The 20,906-nt window shown below is 57.9% G+C and carries 13 protein-coding genes; 6 read left to right on the top strand and 7 right to left on the bottom strand.

Features of this window, described 5'->3' with window-relative positions; all coding sequences use genetic code 11:
* Positions 1-38 precede the first annotated feature (38 nt).
* Positions 39-3,524, bottom strand: coding sequence for a TonB-dependent receptor (locus OHL16_RS02525; RefSeq protein ID WP_263365494.1), 3,486 nt, complete (start codon positions 3,522-3,524; stop codon positions 39-41).
* A 574-nt stretch (positions 3,525-4,098) separates the two neighbouring features.
* On the opposite strand from OHL16_RS02525, the gene OHL16_RS02520 reads away from it, so the two are divergent.
* Genes OHL16_RS02520 through OHL16_RS02510 form a run of 3 tightly spaced genes read left to right on the top strand, consistent with a single transcriptional unit; the run spans position 4,099 to position 8,662 of the window.
* A complete protein-coding gene (locus OHL16_RS02520; protein ID WP_263365493.1) occupies positions 4,099-5,907 on the top strand; it encodes a tetratricopeptide repeat protein in 1,809 nt (602 codons plus the stop codon).
* Positions 5,904-7,613 (top strand): CRTAC1 family protein, encoded by a 1,710-nt coding sequence (locus tag OHL16_RS02515; protein WP_263365492.1) that lies wholly within the window; start codon positions 5,904-5,906, stop codon positions 7,611-7,613. The genes OHL16_RS02520 and OHL16_RS02515 overlap by 4 nt, the downstream gene beginning before the upstream one ends.
* Positions 7,610-8,662, top strand: a complete 1,053-nt coding sequence (locus tag OHL16_RS02510; RefSeq protein ID WP_263365491.1) for a tetratricopeptide repeat protein — start codon at positions 7,610-7,612, stop codon at positions 8,660-8,662. The genes OHL16_RS02515 and OHL16_RS02510 overlap by 4 nt, the downstream gene beginning before the upstream one ends.
* A gap of 12 nt (positions 8,663-8,674) precedes the next feature.
* Here the strand turns inward: OHL16_RS02510 and OHL16_RS02505 are convergent, their stop codons facing one another.
* Positions 8,675-10,363 carry a CRTAC1 family protein gene (locus tag OHL16_RS02505; protein WP_263365490.1) on the bottom strand — a complete coding sequence of 563 codons (1,689 nt, stop codon included), beginning with the start codon at positions 10,361-10,363 and terminating at the stop codon, positions 8,675-8,677.
* 416 nt (positions 10,364-10,779) lie between these two features.
* On the opposite strand from OHL16_RS02505, the gene OHL16_RS02500 reads away from it, so the two are divergent.
* Positions 10,780-13,341 carry a tetratricopeptide repeat protein gene (locus tag OHL16_RS02500; protein WP_263365489.1) on the top strand — a complete coding sequence of 854 codons (2,562 nt, stop codon included), beginning with the start codon at positions 10,780-10,782 and terminating at the stop codon, positions 13,339-13,341.
* Positions 13,342-13,376: 35 nt separating this feature from the next.
* Here OHL16_RS02500 and OHL16_RS02495 read toward each other — a convergent pair whose 3' ends face one another.
* The 4 genes from OHL16_RS02495 to OHL16_RS02480 are packed head-to-tail and all read right to left on the bottom strand — an operon-like array spanning position 13,377 to position 17,068.
* Positions 13,377-14,390 carry an L-rhamnose/proton symporter RhaT gene (locus tag OHL16_RS02495; protein WP_263365488.1) on the bottom strand — a complete coding sequence of 338 codons (1,014 nt, stop codon included), beginning with the start codon at positions 14,388-14,390 and terminating at the stop codon, positions 13,377-13,379.
* Positions 14,387-15,643, bottom strand: coding sequence for an enolase C-terminal domain-like protein (locus OHL16_RS02490; protein ID WP_263365487.1), 1,257 nt, complete (start codon positions 15,641-15,643; stop codon positions 14,387-14,389). The genes OHL16_RS02495 and OHL16_RS02490 overlap by 4 nt, the downstream gene beginning before the upstream one ends.
* A gap of 17 nt (positions 15,644-15,660) precedes the next feature.
* Positions 15,661-16,428, bottom strand: coding sequence for an SDR family NAD(P)-dependent oxidoreductase (locus tag OHL16_RS02485; RefSeq protein WP_263365486.1), 768 nt, complete (start codon positions 16,426-16,428; stop codon positions 15,661-15,663).
* A gap of 1 nt (position 16,429) precedes the next feature.
* A complete protein-coding gene (locus OHL16_RS02480; RefSeq protein WP_263365485.1) occupies positions 16,430-17,068 on the bottom strand; it encodes a GntR family transcriptional regulator in 639 nt (212 codons plus the stop codon).
* 170 nt (positions 17,069-17,238) lie between these two features.
* Here OHL16_RS02480 and OHL16_RS02475 point away from each other — a divergent pair, with 170 nt between their 5' ends.
* Positions 17,239-18,600, top strand: a complete 1,362-nt coding sequence (locus tag OHL16_RS02475) for an alpha-L-fucosidase (RefSeq protein ID WP_263365484.1) — start codon at positions 17,239-17,241, stop codon at positions 18,598-18,600.
* A 136-nt stretch (positions 18,601-18,736) separates the two neighbouring features.
* On the top strand, positions 18,737-19,351 hold the full coding sequence (locus OHL16_RS02470; RefSeq protein WP_263365483.1) for an SGNH/GDSL hydrolase family protein: 615 nt from the start codon (positions 18,737-18,739) through the stop codon (positions 19,349-19,351).
* 102 nt (positions 19,352-19,453) lie between these two features.
* Here OHL16_RS02470 and OHL16_RS02465 read toward each other — a convergent pair whose 3' ends face one another.
* A complete protein-coding gene (locus OHL16_RS02465; protein ID WP_263365482.1) occupies positions 19,454-20,884 on the bottom strand; it encodes an amidase in 1,431 nt (476 codons plus the stop codon).
* Between the last annotated feature and the right edge of the window lie 22 nt (positions 20,885-20,906).

Below are 20,906 nucleotides of genomic sequence, written 5' to 3'. Positions count from 1 at the left end.
GGCAGGCCCTCTATCAGTCAGAGACCAGTTAAAAGTGCCTAGAAGATGAACTTTCCGCCTAGTTGTAGTTGTCTGGCTGTGCTTGAGGTACTGTTAATCAACCCGAAACGCGTTCCATTATTCAAGTCGCTATTGGGTGTACCCAAGGTTGGATGGTTGAACAGGTTGAACGCCTCAAGCCGGAACTCGAATCTTGTTTCTTCCCATGCTGGGAACTGGCGGAAGATCGACGCGTCCATATTGATATAGTGCGCGGAACGCAACGAGTTTCGACCAGCAGTGCCGAAGGTATATTGCGCCGGAGCCGTGTAAGCCGCGGGATTGAATCCATCGCCCTTGGGAACATTCTTGTGAGGATCACCCACGAGATTGGCATGTTCATATCCAGACCACCCAACGTTCCCAGTGTTCGCGATGTCACTGCTGATGGTGGGAGTGTATGGAAGGCCGGACCGGACCGTGAGGAAATTGTTGAGCTGCCAACTCCCAAGGAGATAGTCCGCCCAGCCGCTGCCCGTGGACCAGCGATGTCCCTTACCGACTGGAATCTGGAAGATCGTGTTTTCCGTCAGGACGTGGGTGAGATCCGTACCAGACACTGAGCGGCTTCCGAATTTGTTGGGATGATAGGGGTCAACCGGAGAACCACCTTCTGCACCGAACCATCCATCGCCACCGGCGTTGATCGACTTGGAATAGGTGTAGCCGACGGAATAGGACAGTCCACTTGAGTAACGCTTATCCAACTGAAACTGCGCAGCGTTGTAGGAAGAGGTCCCGGTGCTGCGGTCGTAGAAAGTCGGCGCAATATAGGGGTACAGGGACCGTGTCCGCGGATCGCCCGGTCCAGGTGTCAAGGCGGTGTTGTAGTAGCCGCCTGTAACCACCCGATGATCACCGGAGCCTACGTAGTTGGCCGTGATGGCTGTGGACGAGTTGAGCTGACGCTGGATACCGACGTTCCACTGCTCCGAGTAAGCGTTCTTGATATTGGGATCGTAGAACCACTGCACCTGGTCGAATGGGGTGGCGGCCGGGAAGAGCCCGCCTCCCACACTGCCAAACGGATTCTGCACGGTCCGGTTCGGAGTGGGTGAAGCCGAAGTTGGCTGGTTCAGGCCGTTAGCGAGCAACTGACCGATATCGGGCCAGGAACCTTCGATGTTCTGCGCCATCTGGGACACAGCAGCCCAGTTGTCATAGACGATGCCGTAACCGCCATGAAGCACCGTCTTTTCTCCCAGGCGATAGGAGAAACCGAGGCGCGGCCCCCAGTTGCCGGTGAAGTTGTGAGCGATCTTGCCGCGCGGATCGACGACCACGTGAGCGGGGAGTTGACCGCTGGGGTCTGGGATGCAGGGCGCGTAGCCTCTGGCTGCACAGGTTGGTGGAAGCTTCTGCAGAACATAGGTTCCGTTGGCGAAGTTCATGTCGCCGGTCTCGATTCCTCCATTCTGACCGATGGTGTCGTTGGTACCATACGGAGGAAGGAAGGAGTAGTCGTAGCGAAGGCCGTAGTTGACAGTGAGCTTTGACGTCGCCTTCCAGGAATCCTGGAGAAAGAAGTCCATCACACCACCCGGCCGGGTCTTTTCGTTTACATTGCGGCGGTTGGCTCCGTCCGGAACGCCCAACAGGAATGAAGCTACCGGGTCACCTGTCGCTATCGGGTGACCGCTTGCATCCAGCACTTCCTCTTGGCTCGCGGTCTGCTGTGCCAGGAAGTGCAGACCGATCTGCCCGAGGGGGGCTTCGAAAGTATTGCTAATGAAGCCACCGCCAAAACGAATTTCATGATTGCCTAAAATCTTGGTGAGGACGCCGCTGACCTGATGGCTGTCTGTGGCCTTCGGTGTAAGGTTAATGCTCTCGCCACCATCCGAATAACCATTGATTCCCGTCCCGGGAAGCAAGTTTCCACCTCCATTTGCAGCAAAGCCGCCAGCAAATGCAGAGCTAAATCCGACCGTAGTGAAGATGTCGTTGATCGACTTGGTCCAGTGGTTGGTGGAGTCGGACCGGACAGTCGTTCGAGCGTACTGCAACTGCAGAATAAGGCTTGGCCCAAAGACGTGCACGTAGCTACCTCCCCAGTTACGGGCGGGGACGGAGTTTGCGCCCTGCAGCCCCGGAAGTCCGCCTGACTTGCTCACCACGTTGTTGATCATGCTATAGCGGAACCACGCGGAGTCCTTTTTGCCAAAGTTCTGGTCTACACGGGCAGTGAACTCGTTCTCGGTTTGCACCAGCGGGGTATTGTCAACGGCATTCGTTCCTTTTACAAGGGGGCCGGCCGTGGGATACACGAACTTGGCAAAGGCCACCATACGCTGATCGATCCTACTTGCCGGTATCTGGTTTCCCGGGAAGGGATCACGAAGGTACTGGCCTGGATGTGCAGGGTCGGGTCTGGTAGAGTACGGATCGTAGATTTGGTTGGCACCAGTCTCATCGCCGGCCAGCTGTGCCGCTGTCGGCACCAATATGTTATTGGCAGCCACTTCATTGTATCGAAATCCTTGGTAGGCCACGAAGAAGAATGTCTTGTCCTTCCCGTTGTAAACCTTCGGAATCCAGACGGGGCCCCCCAAGGATCCGCCAAACTGGTTCTGATGGAAGGTTGGCTTTTTACCGGGCAGAGAATTGCTTGGGTTGTTAGGATCCGGGATCCTCTTCAGAAAAGTTGCACGGGCATCGAGCGCGTCATTGCGGAAGTACTCCCAAGCCGACCCATGGAAGGCGTTGGTGCCGGTCTTGCTGACGACATTGACCACGCCACCCAGGACTGAACCATATTCGGGGCTGTCGGTGTGGGAGACGACCTTGAGCTCCTGAATTGCATCGATGATGGGAGGAACCGCGTAGGTGCTCAGAATGCTGCCAAAGTTATTGAGGCCGTCTGTCAGGAAGAAGTTGCTGCGGTTCGTCTGTCCATTGACTGCAGGAAAACTGAACGACGAGCCCTCTGCGACCGGCGCGGAGAATCCGCCCCCGCCCTGGCTGCCGTTTTGACCTGTGCTGACCGGAACGACGCCTGGCGTCAACGAAAGCAACGAGGTAAAGTTGCGACCATTCGTGGGTAACTCGTTTATCTGCTTGGTGGCGAGCACCGTGCCCAAGTTCGAACTGGTTGCATCAAGCTGTTCTGCCTGCGCTTCAACGGTAACGACGCTCGATTCAGTGCCGACGGCGAGCGTGAAGTCGATTGTTCCCGTCTGGCCTACGGCCAGCAGGAACGCAGAGACTTTCTTTGTCTCGAACCCCTTTGCGGACGCCTGGACGGTGTACTTACCCGGCGTGAGACTGGTGAAGACGTACTCGCCGGCGTTGTTGGACAGGGTTGTGTGGTCCACCGCGGTGTCCACCGCGGTCAGCGTAACCCTTGCATTGGGCACCATCGCTCCAGTCGAGTCGCGAACCACTCCGTTGAGGGCCGCGGTGGAGAGTTGGGCAAACATCTGCGCCGAGAACAGCAGAACAACGCAGCTCAACAGACCCGCGCTTCGAAACACTTTTTTCGCCATTCTCATGCGTCCCCGATTTATTCGTTCCACGTCCAGCCTCCCTAAAGTCTTTCCTATCCGCATGTTTTCCGTGCCAAACATCCCAGAACAGTATTCTCCGTCAAAGCTGTTTTTTCCTTTACTTTCACGCTAACTGGACTCGGATGCCCTTGTAGTCCCCTAGCCTGCCGTTGTCAAGAATAAAAATCAACTTTCATGACAACCCCGGATCTCCAAAGTCTCTTTCCTATCTGCAATGTTTTTCGTGTCGAACATTCCAGAACAGGATTCTCCGTCAAACGTTTGTTCGTTACTTTCACGCTAACTGGATTCGGATGCCACTTGTAATCTCCCTAACATGCTGTTGTCAAGAATAAAAATCAACTTTCATGATGACCATGATCTCCAACCAAAGGAGGAGTGCCGCTTCCTTCTGTTCTTGGCTGCCAGCCAGCCTCTCATTTTGTTCTTGGCTGCCAGTTACTGTATCTCCATGTCCTCCGAATGAATCCCCCGGCGCGCTGTCGTGAAACGGTGTGGGAGAATGTTTCGAGTTCGCATCTGCGTCTGGCTGAAGCGAACACACAGCAGGTATATGAAGACTGAACAGCGACGGTTGCAAAAGTACGCAGGATGGATGCTGTGCAGCGTCTCAACCCTCCTGCTGCTGGAAGGCTTCGGCCAAACCCAGAAAGCGGCCCCTGCCGTAAAGCAACGCCAAGGGGCAGCCATCCAGCTCCCGGCCACCCCGGACGGCGATGGCTACGTGGGGTCAGCAAGCTGTTCCCGGTGTCATCTCGGAATTTACAAGCAGTTTTCGCGGACGAGCATGGGCCGGTCCATGTCTCCGATCACTCCAGAGCTCTTGCAGACTCTGCCCGTCTCGGCCGACCTCTACGATGACAAGTTGGACCGGCACTTTGAAGTGCATTCCAGGGATGGAAAGCTGTACCAGAGCGAGTACCAGACGGATGCGGGTGGGAAGGAGATATTTCGGGACTCGCACGAGGTCGATTGGATCATTGGAGCAGGAGCCAACGGCTTCGGAGCTCTGTTGCAGCGCGACAACTATCTCTTCCAGGCACCCCTGTCCTTCTATTCCAAACCAGGCACTTGGGGGCCGTCCCCGGGGTACGAGTTCGGAGATTACGGCTTCAACCGCCCTATCCTCGCCGGTTGCATCTCCTGCCACAGCGGCCGCCCGCGGCCGGTCGCCGCAACCAATGGACGCTTTGAAACCCCGCCGTTTACCGAGATGGCCATCGGCTGTGAAAACTGTCACGGGCCAGGAGCGGCGCACATTCGCGCGATGGATTCGGGAGACTCACCCGAGAGGGGCCAGGGCCACTCTATCGTAAATCCCGCCAGGCTCAGCATGGATCTGGCGAACAACATCTGCATGTCGTGCCATCAAACCGGCAATGTGCGCGTCTTCAAACAGGGCAAGACGTATCAAGACTTCAGGCCGGGCACGCCACTGGACGATGTCCTCTCGATCCTGATGGTTCCTCCAACCCGGGAGTCACCCCCGCAGGCCGATCATCTTGAGCACTTCTACTCGATGTCTTTGAGCAAGTGTTATCGGGCCAGCGCAGGCCGCATGGGATGCATCACCTGCCACAATCCGCATGTGGAGCCCTCGCGGGAAGAGGCGCCGGCGTACTTCAACGCAAGATGCCTGACCTGCCACACTCAACAGAGCTGCAAAGGGTCCCATGCCGCACGCGAGCGCAGCAAGCCCGTAGATAACTGCATCGGCTGCCATATGCCGAAGCGTGATGTGCAGGTGATTTCGCACTCAAGCGTCACTAGCCACAGGATTCTCGCCCGACCTGACGAAGGCTTTCCGGAAACCGCCTTACATCAGACCACCCCGGCTTTACCGGATCTGATTCATCTCAACCCTATACCCGGCAGGAAAGATGATGTCGTCCCACCGCTCACCCTCTTGCAGGCCTATGGCGAGCTTGCCGCGAGTAAACCGGAGTATGTTGCTCCTTATCTCAAGGTCCTCGCACAACTGGAGCAGACCGATCCCGACAAGGCCATAGTGCAGGCTGCTCTGGGTCGCAGAGATCTCAAGAGTGGCAAGCTGCAGGAAGCGGCCGACCATCTGCATCGCGCGTTGCAGCTCGGACCTCCACAGGCCACGGTCTATGGTGATCTTGCCGAGGTCATGACAAAATTGGGCCGCGCCGAGGAGGGGCTCGCCCTGCTGCAGAAGGCAACGGTGCTCGATCCCTTCAATCCGGTGCTGCAGAGGGCGCTGGTTGTGCGCCTCATCAATATGAAGCAATACTCGAACGCTCTCGCCGCAATGGAGCACTACCTGGAGATATTTCCTCAGGATTCCTATATGCGGAAGATGCTGGGTCTCGCTAAAGGAGAACCTTCACAGAAATGATCAACCGCAGTCTGCAGCGAGTCCGTTTCCAACCATCCACCTGCGCCGTTACAACTGGGCTGCTGCTGGCCTTGTGTACTCAAGGCCTGTTCGCCCAGAACGAGGCCGAGATTCGCTTTGAAAATCGCCAGCCGCAGTCAGGCGTCGATTTCGTTCTGAACAACGGAACCACCAGCGATAAGCCGATCATCGACAGCATTCCGGGCGGGGTCGCTCTGCTGGATTATGACAACGACGGCTACCTCGACATCTTTTTCACCAACGGCGCACAGATCCCCACTCTCTCCAAAGAGGGGCCTAGCTTCTATAACCGGCTCTATCACAACAATCACGACGGGACATTTACCGATGTAACCGACCGTGCCGGCTTGCGCGGCGCAGGCTACAGCATGGGTGCGGCTGCAGCGGACTTTGACAATGATGGATGGACCGATCTCTATGTCACCGGGATCAATCGGAACATCCTGTACCGCAACAATCACGACGGGACATTTACCGATGTAACCCAGCGCGCTGGCGTCTCCGGAGTTACGCCCGAAGGCAAGAAACTGTTGGCGGTCTCCTCCGCGTGGATTGATTACGACAACGATGGCCGCCTCGATCTCTTTGTAACGAACTATCTGGACTGGTCGCCTGAGACTTCCAAGGTCTGTGGCGCACCCGGCAAGCGCCTGTCATGCCCGCCATCGCTCTACCCCGGCCAGCCGAACATCCTCTATCACAACAACGGCGATGGTACCTTCACCGATGTCTCAACGGCGACCGGCATCGCCAGTCAGATCGGCAAAGGCATGGGCGTAGCCATCGCGGATTACGATGGAGATGGATGGATGGATATCTTCGTCGGGAACGATAACGAGAGAAACTTCCTGTTCAGGAACCGTAAGGGCAAGGGCTTCGACGAAATCGGCGTTGAGGCCGGCGTGGCCTACACGGATGATGGCCTTCCCCTCTCGAGCATGGGCGTCGATTTTCGTGACTATCGCAACGACGGCCGTCCCAGCCTCTTCATCACCGCTCTCGGTGGCGAGACCTTCCCCCTGTACCGGAACGAAGGGAATGGTTTCTTCAGGATGGACACCTATCCCGCCCGGATCGGCTTCCCCACATTCAAGATGAGCGGCTGGGGAGCTGGTATCTATGACTTCAACAACGATGGTTTCAAGGACCTGTTCAGCGCGAACTCGCATGTAAGTGAGAACGCCGATCTCGACCCGCAGCAGCACTACCGGCAGGCCAACGCCGTCTTTCAGAACTTGCAGAACGGCACTTTTCAGGACGTAAGCGCACAGGCAGGCGCTGCTCTATCCCTACGGGCAGCCCATCGCGGTTGTGCCTTCGGCGATTTGAATAACGATGGCAGGATCGATGTCGTCGTCTCGGCGATCGGAGGTCCAGCCGAGCTCCTCTACAACACATCCGCAAGCGGCAACCATTGGCTGCTGATTCAGACCATCGGAGTCAAGAGTAACCGCGATGGCATCGGCACGCAGATCAAGCTCATCTCGCAGTCCGGCGTCGTGCAGTATAACCAAGTGACGACCGCCGGAAGCTATGCGAGTTCCTCGGACAAGCGGGTCCACTTCGGCCTCGGTCATGACAAGCTGGTGAAGGAGATCGAACTCCGCTGGCCGAGCGGGACGATCCAGGTTCTGCACAACGTGAAGGCGGATCAGATTCTTAAGGTGACCGAGGGCGCGTCATGAAAGCGATCTGGTTCTATCTTCTGTGGATGGCAGTCGCCTTGCCTGCTGCCTTCGCGGATACCTGCAGCGGGGCGGAGTCTCAGATCAAGACCATCTCAAGGGATCTCGCACGCAATGCGGTCACTGCTGCCGAGAGTCTGCTGGCTCCGCTCCAGGGCGCTTATCCCGATTGCGCTCAACTCCTGCTTGCGCGTGCACGGATCAAGGCGGCGCAAGGATCCGCCGCAGAGGCGCAAGATCTGTTCCTGCGCTACCTAGAACAAGTGCCGGACGATTCCACCGGCATGGCGTACTTCGCCCGTTTCCTCATCGATCAGGCCGAGTACCAGAGGGCCGATGATCTCTCGGCCGGCGCGCTTGATCGTAGTCCCAGCGATCCTGCCGCGCTGGCGGTGCGTGGTCAGATTCTGGATATGAAGCGGCAGTCCCAGCTAGGCCTAGAACTGCTCAAAAGGTCCTGCGAGCTTGATCCCGACGATGCCGACGCACAGTTTCAACTCGGAGCTCTGTACGATCGCGCCAAGCGTCCCGCCGAAGCAGTAAAGCATTTTCAGAAGGCAGTGGATCTCGATCCCGGGTACGCTCCTGCATGGGATTACCTCGCTCTGAACCTGGAACCGCTCGGTGAAATGGATCGCGCCGACGCCGCCTATAAAAAAGGTCTTGCGGTTAACCAGGATGGACCACAATTCGACGCATTTCTCGATTACAACTACGGTCGCTTTCTGGCCAAGCGTAACCAACTCGTCGAGAGCAAGCGGCATCTCGACCGCGCAGTGGAACTCGTGCCTGATTTCCGCGCCACCTGGTACGACCGCGCGAAGCTCAACCTGCGGCTGGGCAACTATCCGGAGGCGCGAACGGATGCCGAGAAGGCTGCCAGCCTCACCGCACAGATTGGCGGCATCATTGATCTCCAGATCTATGCGCTGCTGGAACAGATCTACCGGCGGCTGGGTGAAACGGAGCTGGCGGAGAAGTATGCTGTTCTGACTCGGGAGACTCCTCCACCTGTGCGCAAGGGATACGAACAGGCCCCACCACAATGAATCGGCGGTTGGCTACTTTTTGGAAAGCGTGTAGGGCTGCTTGCGGACGATGCCCTTGCCCTCTTGAACCGTAACGATCTGCCCAGCACCGACCTTCGGAAAGGTCTCGGTCTTGCCGCTGAGCCAGCGGACCGTGAGCTCCGCCTCGGACGACTTGCCTAGACCAAAGTGCAGGCGCAGGTCGCTCTGCGACATAAACGAGCCACCGCTGCGGACCTCGTCGATCTGTTTATGCCCTCCGGCGCTCAACGTAACCCGTGCGCCGATCGCATCCCGGCCAGTAGCGGTCAGCGCCCGTACCGTTAGAGAACTCCCGCTCACAGGGGCAACGTTTTTGAGCAGCGTGGGCGCCTCTCCCATGTTCACGATAACGATCTCCTGCTCGCCGTCGTTGTCCAGGTCTCCCACTGCGAGACCGCGCGACGAGTGCTCGTCGGATATACCCGGTCCGCCCGCCCCGGAGAGGTCGAAGAACTGGCCGTCTCTCCGGTTCCAATAGAGGAGCCGCTGCTGCTTGAAACGCTCGCCCGTGTGTCCGTCTTCCACCTCGGGATACACGTGCCCGTTGGCGACGATCAGGTCAGGCCACCCATCATTGTCGATGTCGAGAAACGCGGTTCCCCATCCCAGATAACGCGTGTTCACCGCGAGACCGCTATCGATCGTCGCATCCACGAAATTGTTGTCGCCCTCGCTGCGATAGAGCGTATGTGTGTCGTCTGCGAAGTTGGTCTTGAAGATGTCCAGTTGACCGTCATGATTGAAGTCTCCAGCACTCACTCCCATTCCAGCCTGTTCGCGGCCATCTTCGTTGTAAGCTACACCGGCCTTCGCAGCGATCTCCTCAAAGCCCTTCCCGCCCAGATTATGGTAGTAAAGGCTTGCGGTCGAGTCGCAAGCCACGTAGATATCCGGCCAGCCGTCGTTGTCGAAGTCCCCCGTCAGTACGGTGAAGCCATAGTAGTTCTTCGGGGTCGTCACATGGAGTTGATCGGAGACGTCCTTGAAATGGCCGTGCCCATCGTTCTCGTACAGCGAGACCGTCTCTGCCGGCAGTCCCCGAGGACCGCACAACACCGGCAGGCCTTTCCACCGGCACTGCGACTTATCTCCAGGCCGCGGCGTCTTGGCCGGATCGAATTCGATATAGTGCGCCACTACCAGATCAAGAAAACCATCCCGATTGAAGTCAATGAAGGCACAACCCGTGCTCCATCGCCGCTGCTCGGTTGCCAGTCCCCTCTCCTTCGCCTCGTCACGAAACGTTCCATTGCCGAGGTTATGGTAGAGAGCGTTCTGCCCCCATTGCGTGACAAACAGGTCGACGTTTCCGGAGTTATCTACATCGCCCGCGCACACCCCTTGCCCCCAACCCGTGTGTGCCAGCCCTGCCTTCGCCGTAACATCTTCGAATTTCAATCCACCGAGGTTGTGGTAGAGATAGTGCGTCGGAGCTTGACCATCGTCCAGCCGCCCGCCGTTCACGACAAAGATGTCCGGGAGACCATCGTTGTCATAGTCGATGATCGCGACACCGGTCCCAGTGGTCTCAATGATGTACTGTTTGCCCTTCTCCGCACCGGAGATGTTGACGCCCTTTAATCCCGCAGGGGCCGCGATGTCCTGATACCGCACAACAGGCGCCTTCATTCCCGGAGGCAACGGTTTGGCGGGAGTAGATTTCCCATTACCCGTCGCCATTCCCATCCCTTGCGCATGAGCAATACTGCTCCCGCACCAACCCAGCAGCAGGCCGGCGCACAAGAGAACAAGAGAGAGACTGGCATAGCGGGCAAAAGAGCAATTCCTGATCACCTCGCGGATTTTAGCATCCTCAATTGCAGGCCGCAGTTTGCATCTCGCTCATGCTGCGGAGTCGCAACGATGGCGGCCCACGAGCGGAACGGCAGTAACAGAGACCCTTGTTGTTTGTGCTAGACTTCTGACCGAGCGACGCCCCGCGACTGCGAACGACCGCAAGGCAGGCGTTACGGCTCCCCGTCAGACAGAGAAATTTTCTCGCGAGATTAACCACGTGGCTGCGTGATTACCGCAGCCAGTCGCGGTGAACTCGGAGGCGGGTATCACTGACGTGGGGCGCACCAATGCTTGCAGCAATGATTGCTCGCTTTACCTCTTCCGGTATATTTCGTTCCACCGTAACTGTCCTGTGTTGCTGCGGCTACGCCATCGCTCAATCACGGACGCCGCATTGCAAAGGTCCGGCCGAGTTGGAGCGCGCCATCGCCGCGCATCCTTCAGCGGCTGCCTACGATGCGCTCGGCGCTTACTTTGGGCAGCAACAGCGGTTCTCTTGCGCCCTCTCCGCCTTCCGCTCTGCGCTCCATCTTGCCCCCGGGTCGTGGGAGGCTCACTATGATCTCGCGATTGCCCTCCTGCAACACGGCGATGCGGAACAAGCAGTGCGGGAACTTCGGACCGCGTCAGGTCTGAAGCCGGGAACCCCACGTATACAGCTCGCGCTTGGAGTCGCACTCAATCAGTCGAACCAGCCCGACGCCGCCATCGATGCATTCAAGGCCGTTCTGAAGATCGATGCAAAATCCATACCTGCCCTGGACGGTCTAACCAAGGCGCTGATTGCGGAGAAGAGATACTCGGCGGCCATTGCCTATCTGAAGGATGCACCACCTGACGAAGTGTTGGCATTGAATCTCGCCATCGCCTACTCAAAGAACGGAAATCTCGAGGAAGCGCTGCAAACCCTCTCTGCAATCGTGAAAGATCACCCAGACTACGCGCAGGCGCACGTAAACCTCGCTATCCTCTATACCCAGCAGAGCCGCTACCGCGATGCGGCCGACGAGTTTCAGCAGGCGCTGCGGCTTGATCCGACAGATGATGTTGCTCGTGCCTCTTACATCAAAGCATTGATCATTCTCGCGCAGCTCGATACCGCACTGCCGCTGGCTGAAGACTACCTTCGCCGCAAGCCCAACGATTTCGAGGCTCTCTATCTTGTGGGAGCTGTAGACCGTGAACTCGGTAGATATACCGAGGCGGAAAGGACGCTATCCAAGGCCGTAGCGCTTCAGCCGGATCACTATGACGCCCATTACGATTTAGGCTTTGTTCTGGCTAAGCTCGATAAGTTTGCTGAAGCGCGAGTGCAGTTTGAAAGGGCGCTGCAACTCAATCCCGGCTCCAGCGAAGCCCGGTTTCAGCTCGCCTCTGTCCTGCGCTCCCTCGGCCAGAAAGATCAGGCCAACGAAGAGTTGAAAGTCTTCCAGCAGAAGAAAGCAGAGACCGTAAAGCAGGACGTAGCCGGCGTCAAAGTCAACCAGGCTAATCAATATCTGGTCACAGGTGAGGTGCAGAAGGCCCTTGAACTCTACCGTGAAGCTCTTGCCGAAGATGCGAACAATTCACGCACCTACTACGATTACGCGCTGGCTCTTGATCGAGCGGGAGATCTTGCTGCCGAGCGCGACGCTCTCGCCAAGTCGATCGCTTTAGACCCTGCATTCGCTCCCGCCCACAATCAGCTTGGGCTGCTCAGCCTGCAGGCAGGGCAGATGGCGGATGCCGAGCAGCAGCTCAAACTCGCCATTTCGCTCGACCCGCAGTACTCCGAGGCGCAGGGCAATCTGGGCGTCCTGTATGGCCAGCAGGGAAATAATCAGGAAGCAGAACGCCTTTTCCGGCAGGCGACGGAGAACAATCCCAAATACACCCGGGCCTTTGTGAATCTCGGACTCGTCCTGGCAAGTCAGGCACGCTTTGCAGAAGCGGAAGAGGTGCTGCATCACGCGGTGCAACTCGAGTCCAACAACACCTCCGCTCTCACCGCCGATGCAATGGTATTGACCCGTCTCAACCGCCACGCCGAGGCCATCGCCTCCTTTCGCAAGGTGATCGAACTCAATCCTCAGGCTGCGGAGGCTCATCTGAATCTGGGAATTGCCTTGGCAGATCAGTTCAATCTGAACGATGCTCTCGCCGAGTTCTCTGAGGCGGTGCGCCTTGCTCCTGATAGTGCAGTCGCCCACTACAACCGAGGCAGAGTCCTGCTCGATCTCCAGCGCAATCAGGAGGCAAAGCCGGAGCTGGAGGCAGCAACGAAGCTTGACTCGAGGTCGACAGAATCCTGGTATCTCTTGGGTCTGATTGCCCGGCAATCCGGAGATACCGAGACGGCCATCGGGCAGTTTTCACAGGCCGTCGCCTTGAAGCCCGATTACGCCGAGGCGCGGTACATGCTCGGCCGCGAACTGCTGCACAAGGGGGATAGTGCCGGCGCAACTCAGCAATGGCGCAAGGCCATTGAGATTCAGCCCGATTATGGCGAGGCCCTCTATAATCTCGCCCGTCTGCTTGCCAAATCCGACCCCGAGGATGCGAAGCGCCTACAGACCCGATTCGATGATCTGCAGACACAGAAGCACCTCATGGATCGCGCCCAGACGCTGGGCAACTTTGCCTTGGCCTCGGCGGAGGCTCACGATTGGCCGCAAGCGATCGCCCAGTTGAAGGAGGGCATTGAGCTCTGCAAAGACTGTAGTGCGCTGCCGCTGCTTCACAAGGATCTTGGGCTCATCTACTGCCGCTCCGGTGAACTGAAGAACGGACGCGCCGAGTTACTCGTAGCACAGAAGCTTTCGCCTGCCGACCCGGATGTGGCAAAGGCGCTCCAGATATTGGACTCAATGCAGAAGTAGCAATTTCGCTGCAGACAGTGGAATTGATATCGTACCTACCGGTTGCCAAGCGCGAGCAGGATCGTCGCGCCCGTCAAACACGTCAGTCCCACCCCCAGGAGCGTTATCGCCCACCCTGGTGCCTTCCTCCATTCACCCGCCAGAACTCCCGACAATGTCGCAGTCATAATCATGAATATCTGAAAGAGCCCCCATCCGATGGACGTTCCGAATGCTCCCAGATAGCTCGCGCTCATGCCGTACAGCGCAAACGCCCCCATCCACAGGATCCCCATCAGCGACGACCAGAAAAAGTCCTGTCCAGGCAAACGAAACGATTGCCACGTCCCGTTCTTCGAGAGTAGATAGAAACAGTACGCGATGTTCGGAATAAATCCGCCCGCCAGCGCAATCGGCCACACGGCATAGCCCGCGTGTACTGCGGTGACCCCAAGCCGGATTGCCTCCTTCGCAATATCCTGCCCGAACGCAAACGAGTAGTTCAGCATCGGTGCCATGATCCCGCAGATCAGTGCAAGCAGGATCGCGGCAGCGTACCCTTGGCGCGATGGCGTATTCGCCGCAACGGACGATCCGTGCTCTCTTATCTGCCCGCCCCAAGCCGTAAAGAACATCCCCGCCACCATGATGATGACGCCGCTGAAGATGTAGTACGCCGCGTGTCCGATCGCGGACGCATTCTGCTGGAGCAGCAGCGGGACCAGCGTTCCCAACACCGCTCCCAACCCAACGATGATCGCGTACGCCACTCCTAGTCCCAGACGCTTTACTGAGATGCCGAACAATATCTGCGCAACGCCCCAACCCGCTCCAAGCAACAGGGGAACGGCCAGCCGTCCCATCCCTAGCCCGCGATAAATATCCAACAAGTGGTCCACCAGAACGACCGCGAGCGCCCACGGCAGGACCAGCAGCGAGACCACGCTAAAGATCAGCCAAACATTCTCCCATTTCCACGACCGCGTAAACTTCATAGGCAACATACAGTTGCCTGACATCAGCCCGGCGATCATGGTCAGGGTAACGCCATACAAGAGATGTTCCGTCACTTAGCTCTTCCGCAGGAAACTGGTTTGAGATCGCAGGAGGCGCCAGGTTCCTGTGGTGTCTTGTAAACCCCGCCGCTCACCTGCGCAGGCAACACAAAGTGAGAGCGCAGGTGCGGAATGTGCTCAAGCAGCAACGCCTCATGTCCCATCGCGATATGGTTGAAGAGCACCAGGTGTTGATGCAGTTGGCCCATATCGCCTACGTGCGGTGCGATCGGCAGCCCAAACTTCTTCGCCACCAGACTCACCGTGAGAAACTCGCTCACTCCCGCCAATCGCGTGCAGTCGGCCTGAACGTAATGCACTGCCGAAGACTGCATGAAATTCTTGAAGACCACGCGGTTCGGTATGTGCTCTCCCGTTGCGACCTTCACTGGCGCTATCGCATGCGCCAGCATGGCATGACCATGTATGTCGTCAGGATGGGTGGGCTCTTCAATCCAAAGCGGCCGGACCTTCGCGAGCTCCCTGCAGCGGCGAAGCGCCACCGGCAGGCTCCAGCGCTGGTTCGCATCGAGCATCAATGTTCCCGCGTCTCCAACGCACTCCCGCAGCATCGCTGCACGGCGCAGGTCACGCTCCGCGTCGGAGGAACCCACCTTTAGCTTGAACGCGTTAAATCCCTGGTCGATCGCTCGCAGCGTGAGTTCACGCACCTTATCGTCGTCATACGCCATCCATCCCACTGAGGTGTCATACCCTGGATAGCCATTCGCAAGAATGTGTTCCCGCTCCGGACGGGTGGCCAGTTTGTTGCGCAACAGCTCAAGCACGTCCTGCGCGCTCATCTCATCTTCCACATAGCTCAGATCCAGCAGCCGAACCACCTCTTCCGGCTTCAGGTCAAGCAGCAGTTTCCAAAGCGGAACCCCACGGCTTTTCGCCCATAGATCGAAACAGGCGTTGGTAATGGAGGCCAGCGCCAGATGAACCACGCCCTTGTGCGGACCAAGCCAACGCAGAGACGGATCGTTGCCCAAACGCCGGGCCATGCTCCCGAAGTCGGCCATCAACTCTTCGATCTCCAGGCCTGCAAGCGGTCGCGCGAGCATTTCAATCGCCTCGCACACCAGCCGGTTGCCCTCTCCCAGCGTGAGCGCGATCCCTGTCCCGCAGAGGCCGTGATCGCTCCCCAGCAGGGTCACTGCCATGCAGTATTCAGGATCCGTGTGGACAGCATCCGTCCCCGCCCCTGCGGGTAGCTTGTATCTCGCATCGTGAGTTGAGATTTTGTTGATTGTGTAACTCGGCATCGCCTCTCCGGTTGGCGTTATCTTCTGTAGCCCAACTCAGCTCCGCCGCTCACCGGCAGAATGCACCCGGTCATAAACCGTGCTTTGGCTGAGAGTAAGAACACTGCGGCGTCAGCAATCACGTCACCGCGCGGGCAGTAGCCCAGAGGGTGGATCTCATCCAGGTATCGCCGGATACTGTCCGGTTCCGGCTGCTCGGCGCACCACCGCTCCAGCATCGGCGTCCATACGCCAGCCGGACAGATTGCATTGACCCTAATCGGATGGCGCGCATAATCCGCCGCCATCGCCTTGGTCAACGAGATCATCGCGCCCTTACTTGCCACGTAAGCTGCGTGGTCTGTCTGCCCGATCAGCCCCACCATGCTCGCAGTATTCAAAATGCAGCCCTGGCTTGCCACCAGAGCTTCGAATGCAAACCTTGTCGTCCAGTAAACGGATTTCACGTTCGTCCGCTGCAGATCGTCCCACTCCTGCTCCGTGGTCTCGTGCAGCGGTTTCGAAGGACTCGCTATGCCGGCGTTATTGTGGACCGCATCGATGCGCCCGAACTGGCTCACCACAGCCGCTATCGTGCTACGGACCGCTTCTCCATCGGAGACATCCGCACCAAGCGCGATGCTGCCGCCGCCGAGCTCAGCCGCCGTTCGCTGTGCCGCGTCCAAGTCGCGGTCAACAATCGCGACCGTCGCACCTTCGCGTCCATAGGCAAGCGCGCACTCGCGGCCAATCCCGTCCGCGCCTCCCGTAAGCACAATCACCTTCCCCGTCAGTTCATCCGCCATATCAGGCGCGCCTTTCCCAGTTGCCGTAGGCCGCCTTGCCAAAGCGCGCCATCGCCCTCTTCACATACTGCTCGGCAACCTCACCCTCGCCCTCGCGCAGCAGGTCTACGATTCGCTGGTGCGCTTCCAGGTCCTTGTCCCACACCGTCGTCTGCTGCCCGCTGACAGTCACCCGCATGCGCACGAAGGCGAAGAACGGCAGCAGGATGCGGCGTGCGTGCTCAATGACATAAGGATTCTGCGAGAGCCTGCAGAGCTCCAGATGAAACTGCAGATCGCAGTCCAAAAGCCGCTCGCGGTTCCCTGCCAGGGCCGCCTCCCGCATATTGTGTACAGCTGCCTGCAGGCTCCCGAAATCCGGCTGTGCCACTGCCGCCAGCCGCGCTGCCAGACCCTCGATCGCGCCTCGCAGGTCGTAGAGATGTGCCACATCCCCTTCGCTCAGGTTGATCACCCGCGCGCTCCGCCCGGACTCCTTGGTGATGAACCCATCCTGCGTCAGAATGTTGATCGCCTCCCGTATCGAGCCCTGCGCCACGCCAAACTTCATCGCCCACTTGCCTTCCACAATTCGCTCCCCGGGAGCCAGGGAGCCTGTCACGATCTCTCGCCGCAGCCAGTCGGCCAGGTTGGTCTTCACCAAACCATTCGTTGTTAGTGATGAAGGCGTCGACATAATTTGAGTACTTAAATTATTGCGTCCCTCACAATAGGCCCACGCGCTCGCCGCTGTCAATCAAAAGAAAATATGGCAATTTCTTAATTTATCTTGACATCACTGTTTTCGCTGTCATAGGGTTTTCGCCAGATATGAGCGCTTATATTTACCCCCGTAGGCAGTTTCTCCAACTTGCCCTCGCCGCCTCCGCCTCACCTCTCTTACCCACCGCGGCATTTGCATCCATCTTTGAGGACGACCGGACAGCTTGGTACCGCAACGCCAAGTTCGGCATGTTCATCCACTGGGGACCTTACTCCCTGGCTAGTGTCGAGGCCTCCTGGCCCATCATGAGGCCCAAGGCAGGCGGCATTACCGAAGCGGAGTACCGCGCCCTTCCACAGCGCTTCAATCCAACCAAATTCGACCCGCAGTCGTTCGTCGATCTGGCTCGAAGTGCAGGCCAGCAGTACATGGTCTTCACCACCAAGCACCACGACGGCTTTTGCATGTTCGACTCCGCGTACACCGAACACAAGATCACCAGAACTCCATACGGAAAAGACATCGTGGCGCAATTGGCTACGGCAGCAAAGCACTCGGGTATGCCGCTCGGGTTCTATTACTCGCCGCCCGACCTCTACCACCCCGGTTTCCGTGACACATCGAAGTTGGTGAAGGAGAACTGGGAAGGCGAGCCCGAACGCCCAGAGTGGCCACTCTACCTTGACTACATGGAATTGCAACTTACCGAGTTACTTACCAACTATGGCCCGGCTGCCTTGGTCTGGTTCGATGGTCTCAACGACCAGAAAAAGTACAACGGCGCCCACGTTCTGAATCTCATTCACAGGCTGCAGCCACGCACGCTGGTCAACGATCGTATCGGAGTACCGGGAGACTATCAGACCCCAGAACAGTTCATCCCCAACGCGATTCCCACCCGCGACGTTGTGATCACCGGCGTCGACCCCAGCGTCGAGAAGAAGTTGAAGCCCACCGTGCCCAAACCCGAGGACTTCCAGCTTTGGGAGACCTGCATGACCATCAACGACACATGGGCTTACAACATGCACGACACCAACTACAAGTCTGCCCAGTTCCTCATTCGAAGCCTGGTCGAGGTGGCGAGCCGGGGCGGCAACTTCCTCCTCAACGTAGGCCCGCAGCCTGACGGTGTCATTCAGCCGGAGTTCCAGCAACGCCTTCGCGCTATCGGCGATTGGCTCGCTGTCAATAGCGATTCCATCTACGGGACCACCTACGGCCCTGTGCAGGGCATCAAGGGTCTACGTACCACTGCGAAGGAAAATACTATCTTCGTCCACGTCTTCGACTGGCCCGCCTCATCCTTGGAGTTGAAAGGTGTCGATCCTAAGATCCTCTCCGCGCATCTGGTCGCGACCGGACAGACCTTGAAGGTCCTGCAGACCGAAGGCAGATTGCAGATTGACCTTCCTGCACACGAGCCCGACGCAAACGTCAGCGTCATCGCCCTCAGAACTTCAGCATAGCGACGGAGAAATAGTGACACAGTCTCGCTGTAGGCACCAATGCTCTAGCCGAACACGTCTGCCGCTCTATAACGTAATGCTTGCCCTTGTTGCAAGCATATTTTGGATGTCGGGACCTGCTAGTATCCTAGCGCAGATGTCCTCTTCGATCCCGGAGGAGATCGAGTGGACGTGGGAGGTTCGCCCACCGCATCCCAACCCCAAGCTCCCGAACGTTCTTCTCCTCGGAGACTCCATTACGCGGAATTACTTTCCGCAGGTAACGAAGGATCTTGAGGGCATCGCCAACGTCTACCTCATGGCATCGTCTACCTCTGTCGGTGATCCTCGCCTGCCCAGCCAGATCGCGGAGTTCTCAGCGATGGAACATGTACCGTTTCGTGTGGTCCACTTCAACAACGGTATGCATGGATGGGGCTACACTGAGGCACAGTTCGAGTCTGGCTTTCCCGTCTTCCTTGGTGCCATCCAGGCACTTTCCGGGAATGGCAGGCTGATATGGGCCACTATCACCCCAGTCAGGCAAGAGGTGACCAGCGGTGCCACCAATCCTCGCATCGACGCCAGAAACGCGATCGCTAAAACATTCGTCGAAGCCCGGAAGATTTCCGTAGACGACCAGCAAGCTCTTATGGGCCGCCACCTTGATCTCTACGAAGACGACGTGCACTTCAACAAGACCGGCTCAGCGATCATGGGCGACCAGGCCGCTGCGATCATCAAGCAGGCTCTGCAAGCGCCGACAAACTGACATCTCGAGGTTTGCGTTAAGCAACTCACTTCCGCACTGAGCGAGCGCTGCACTATGAGCAGTACCTCATCTAGATTCGTTTCCGCTCATTCAGAAGCGCTCCTACCTAGGTAGTGAATTGGGGTGACAGGCGGTTGGCGGCACTTGGTAGCCAAAATCCTGATCCAGCATTTCTGCGACGGCGAGCACCACCTCATCCCTATATGGCAGGCTCGCAATTTGGACGCCTATCGGCAAGCCCTCCGGTGATCTGCCTACCGGAACAACCGCTGCAGGCGCAGCCAGAAGATTGAACCACTGCGTAAATCGCATAGCGCTGAAATACTCCACCTTGCAGCCTTCCACGAACCATTCTCGCTCTCCATGCCTGAATGCGGGAATGCTGCACACGGGCGAGAGCAGAACGGAGTAGGGCGAAAGCTCTTCAAGTAGCCGCGCGCGAACCTGATCGCATCGAGTCCACGCCTCGATCAGCTCTTCTCCGCTTAGAAGCGGCTCACTTCGAGCCGTATCCAGGAAGTAGCGGAACGTGGCGCTTAGCTCTGTTTCTCGCCCTTGTATTAGTGGCTCCAGAAGCATGCGTCCGCACCGTATAAAGAATTTCCACCAGAGTAGACGTGCCTCTTCGAGCATCCTGGATTGAAATGGCCTGATCTGGAAACCTCTTTCCTCAAGCGCTATGACCGCGGAACGTACGGCGTTCCGGGTCTCTATCGTCACCGGTATGAATCCGTCGTCTTCGAGTACGGCGATCGGCTGGGAACGAAGCCGCTCGTCCGCGATTGGTCGCAATGAGACTAGAGCGCCTGCCGGATCGGCGATGTCTTGGCCGGAGAGTATTTGAAAGAACAGACTGACGTCGCGAACAGTTCTGGCCATCGGTCCTACGGCTCCAAGCATAGAGAAAGGCCCGACACATGGAGGAAGGTGCCCCTTACCCGGGATACGCCCGGGCGTTGGCTTCAGTGAGCAAATTCCAGTGAAGTGGGCGGGTTCGCGTACTGATCCTCCGCTATCGCTACCGATGCCGCCCGCTGATATTCCCGCAGCAATCGCCGCTGCTTCGCCACCGCTGGAGCCCCCTGCTGAATGCCCGAGGCTCCATGGATTCACAGTCGCTCCGTAGAGCAGATTGTCAGTCTCGTAGGCCATCAGGAATTCAGGGCAGTTCGTCGTTCCCAGTAAGACCGCTCCAGCCTGGCGCATGCGCTGGACGACAAGGGCGTCCTCTTCCGGGATGAATCCGCGATTGAGAATACTGCCTATCTCGCATCGGTGACCAGCCGTTGCAATTGAAGACTTCACAGTCATGGGGAGGCCCAGTAGCGGGCTGCTGCGTGTGTGGGATTGCTGGTCGGCCTGCCGCGCTGCGCGCAGGACCCTATCGGGATCAAAGTCGGCAAAAGCGTGGAGAAGCGGGTCCAGCCGCTCAATTTCGCGGACGTGCTCTTGTGCAAGCTCAAAAGAGGAGATGCTACGCTGCTGCAACATGGCAAGCAGATCGACGGCCGGCTTAATGGTTAGTTCACTCACTCGTTGCTCTTACGTTCGTCCG

It is taken from the genome of Edaphobacter bradus, assembly GCF_025685645.1.
GTDB classification, from domain to species: domain Bacteria; phylum Acidobacteriota; class Terriglobia; order Terriglobales; family Acidobacteriaceae; genus Edaphobacter; species Edaphobacter bradus.
The sequence above is the reverse complement of the archived record's forward strand: the minus strand, read 5'-3'. Positions and strand labels throughout refer to the sequence as shown.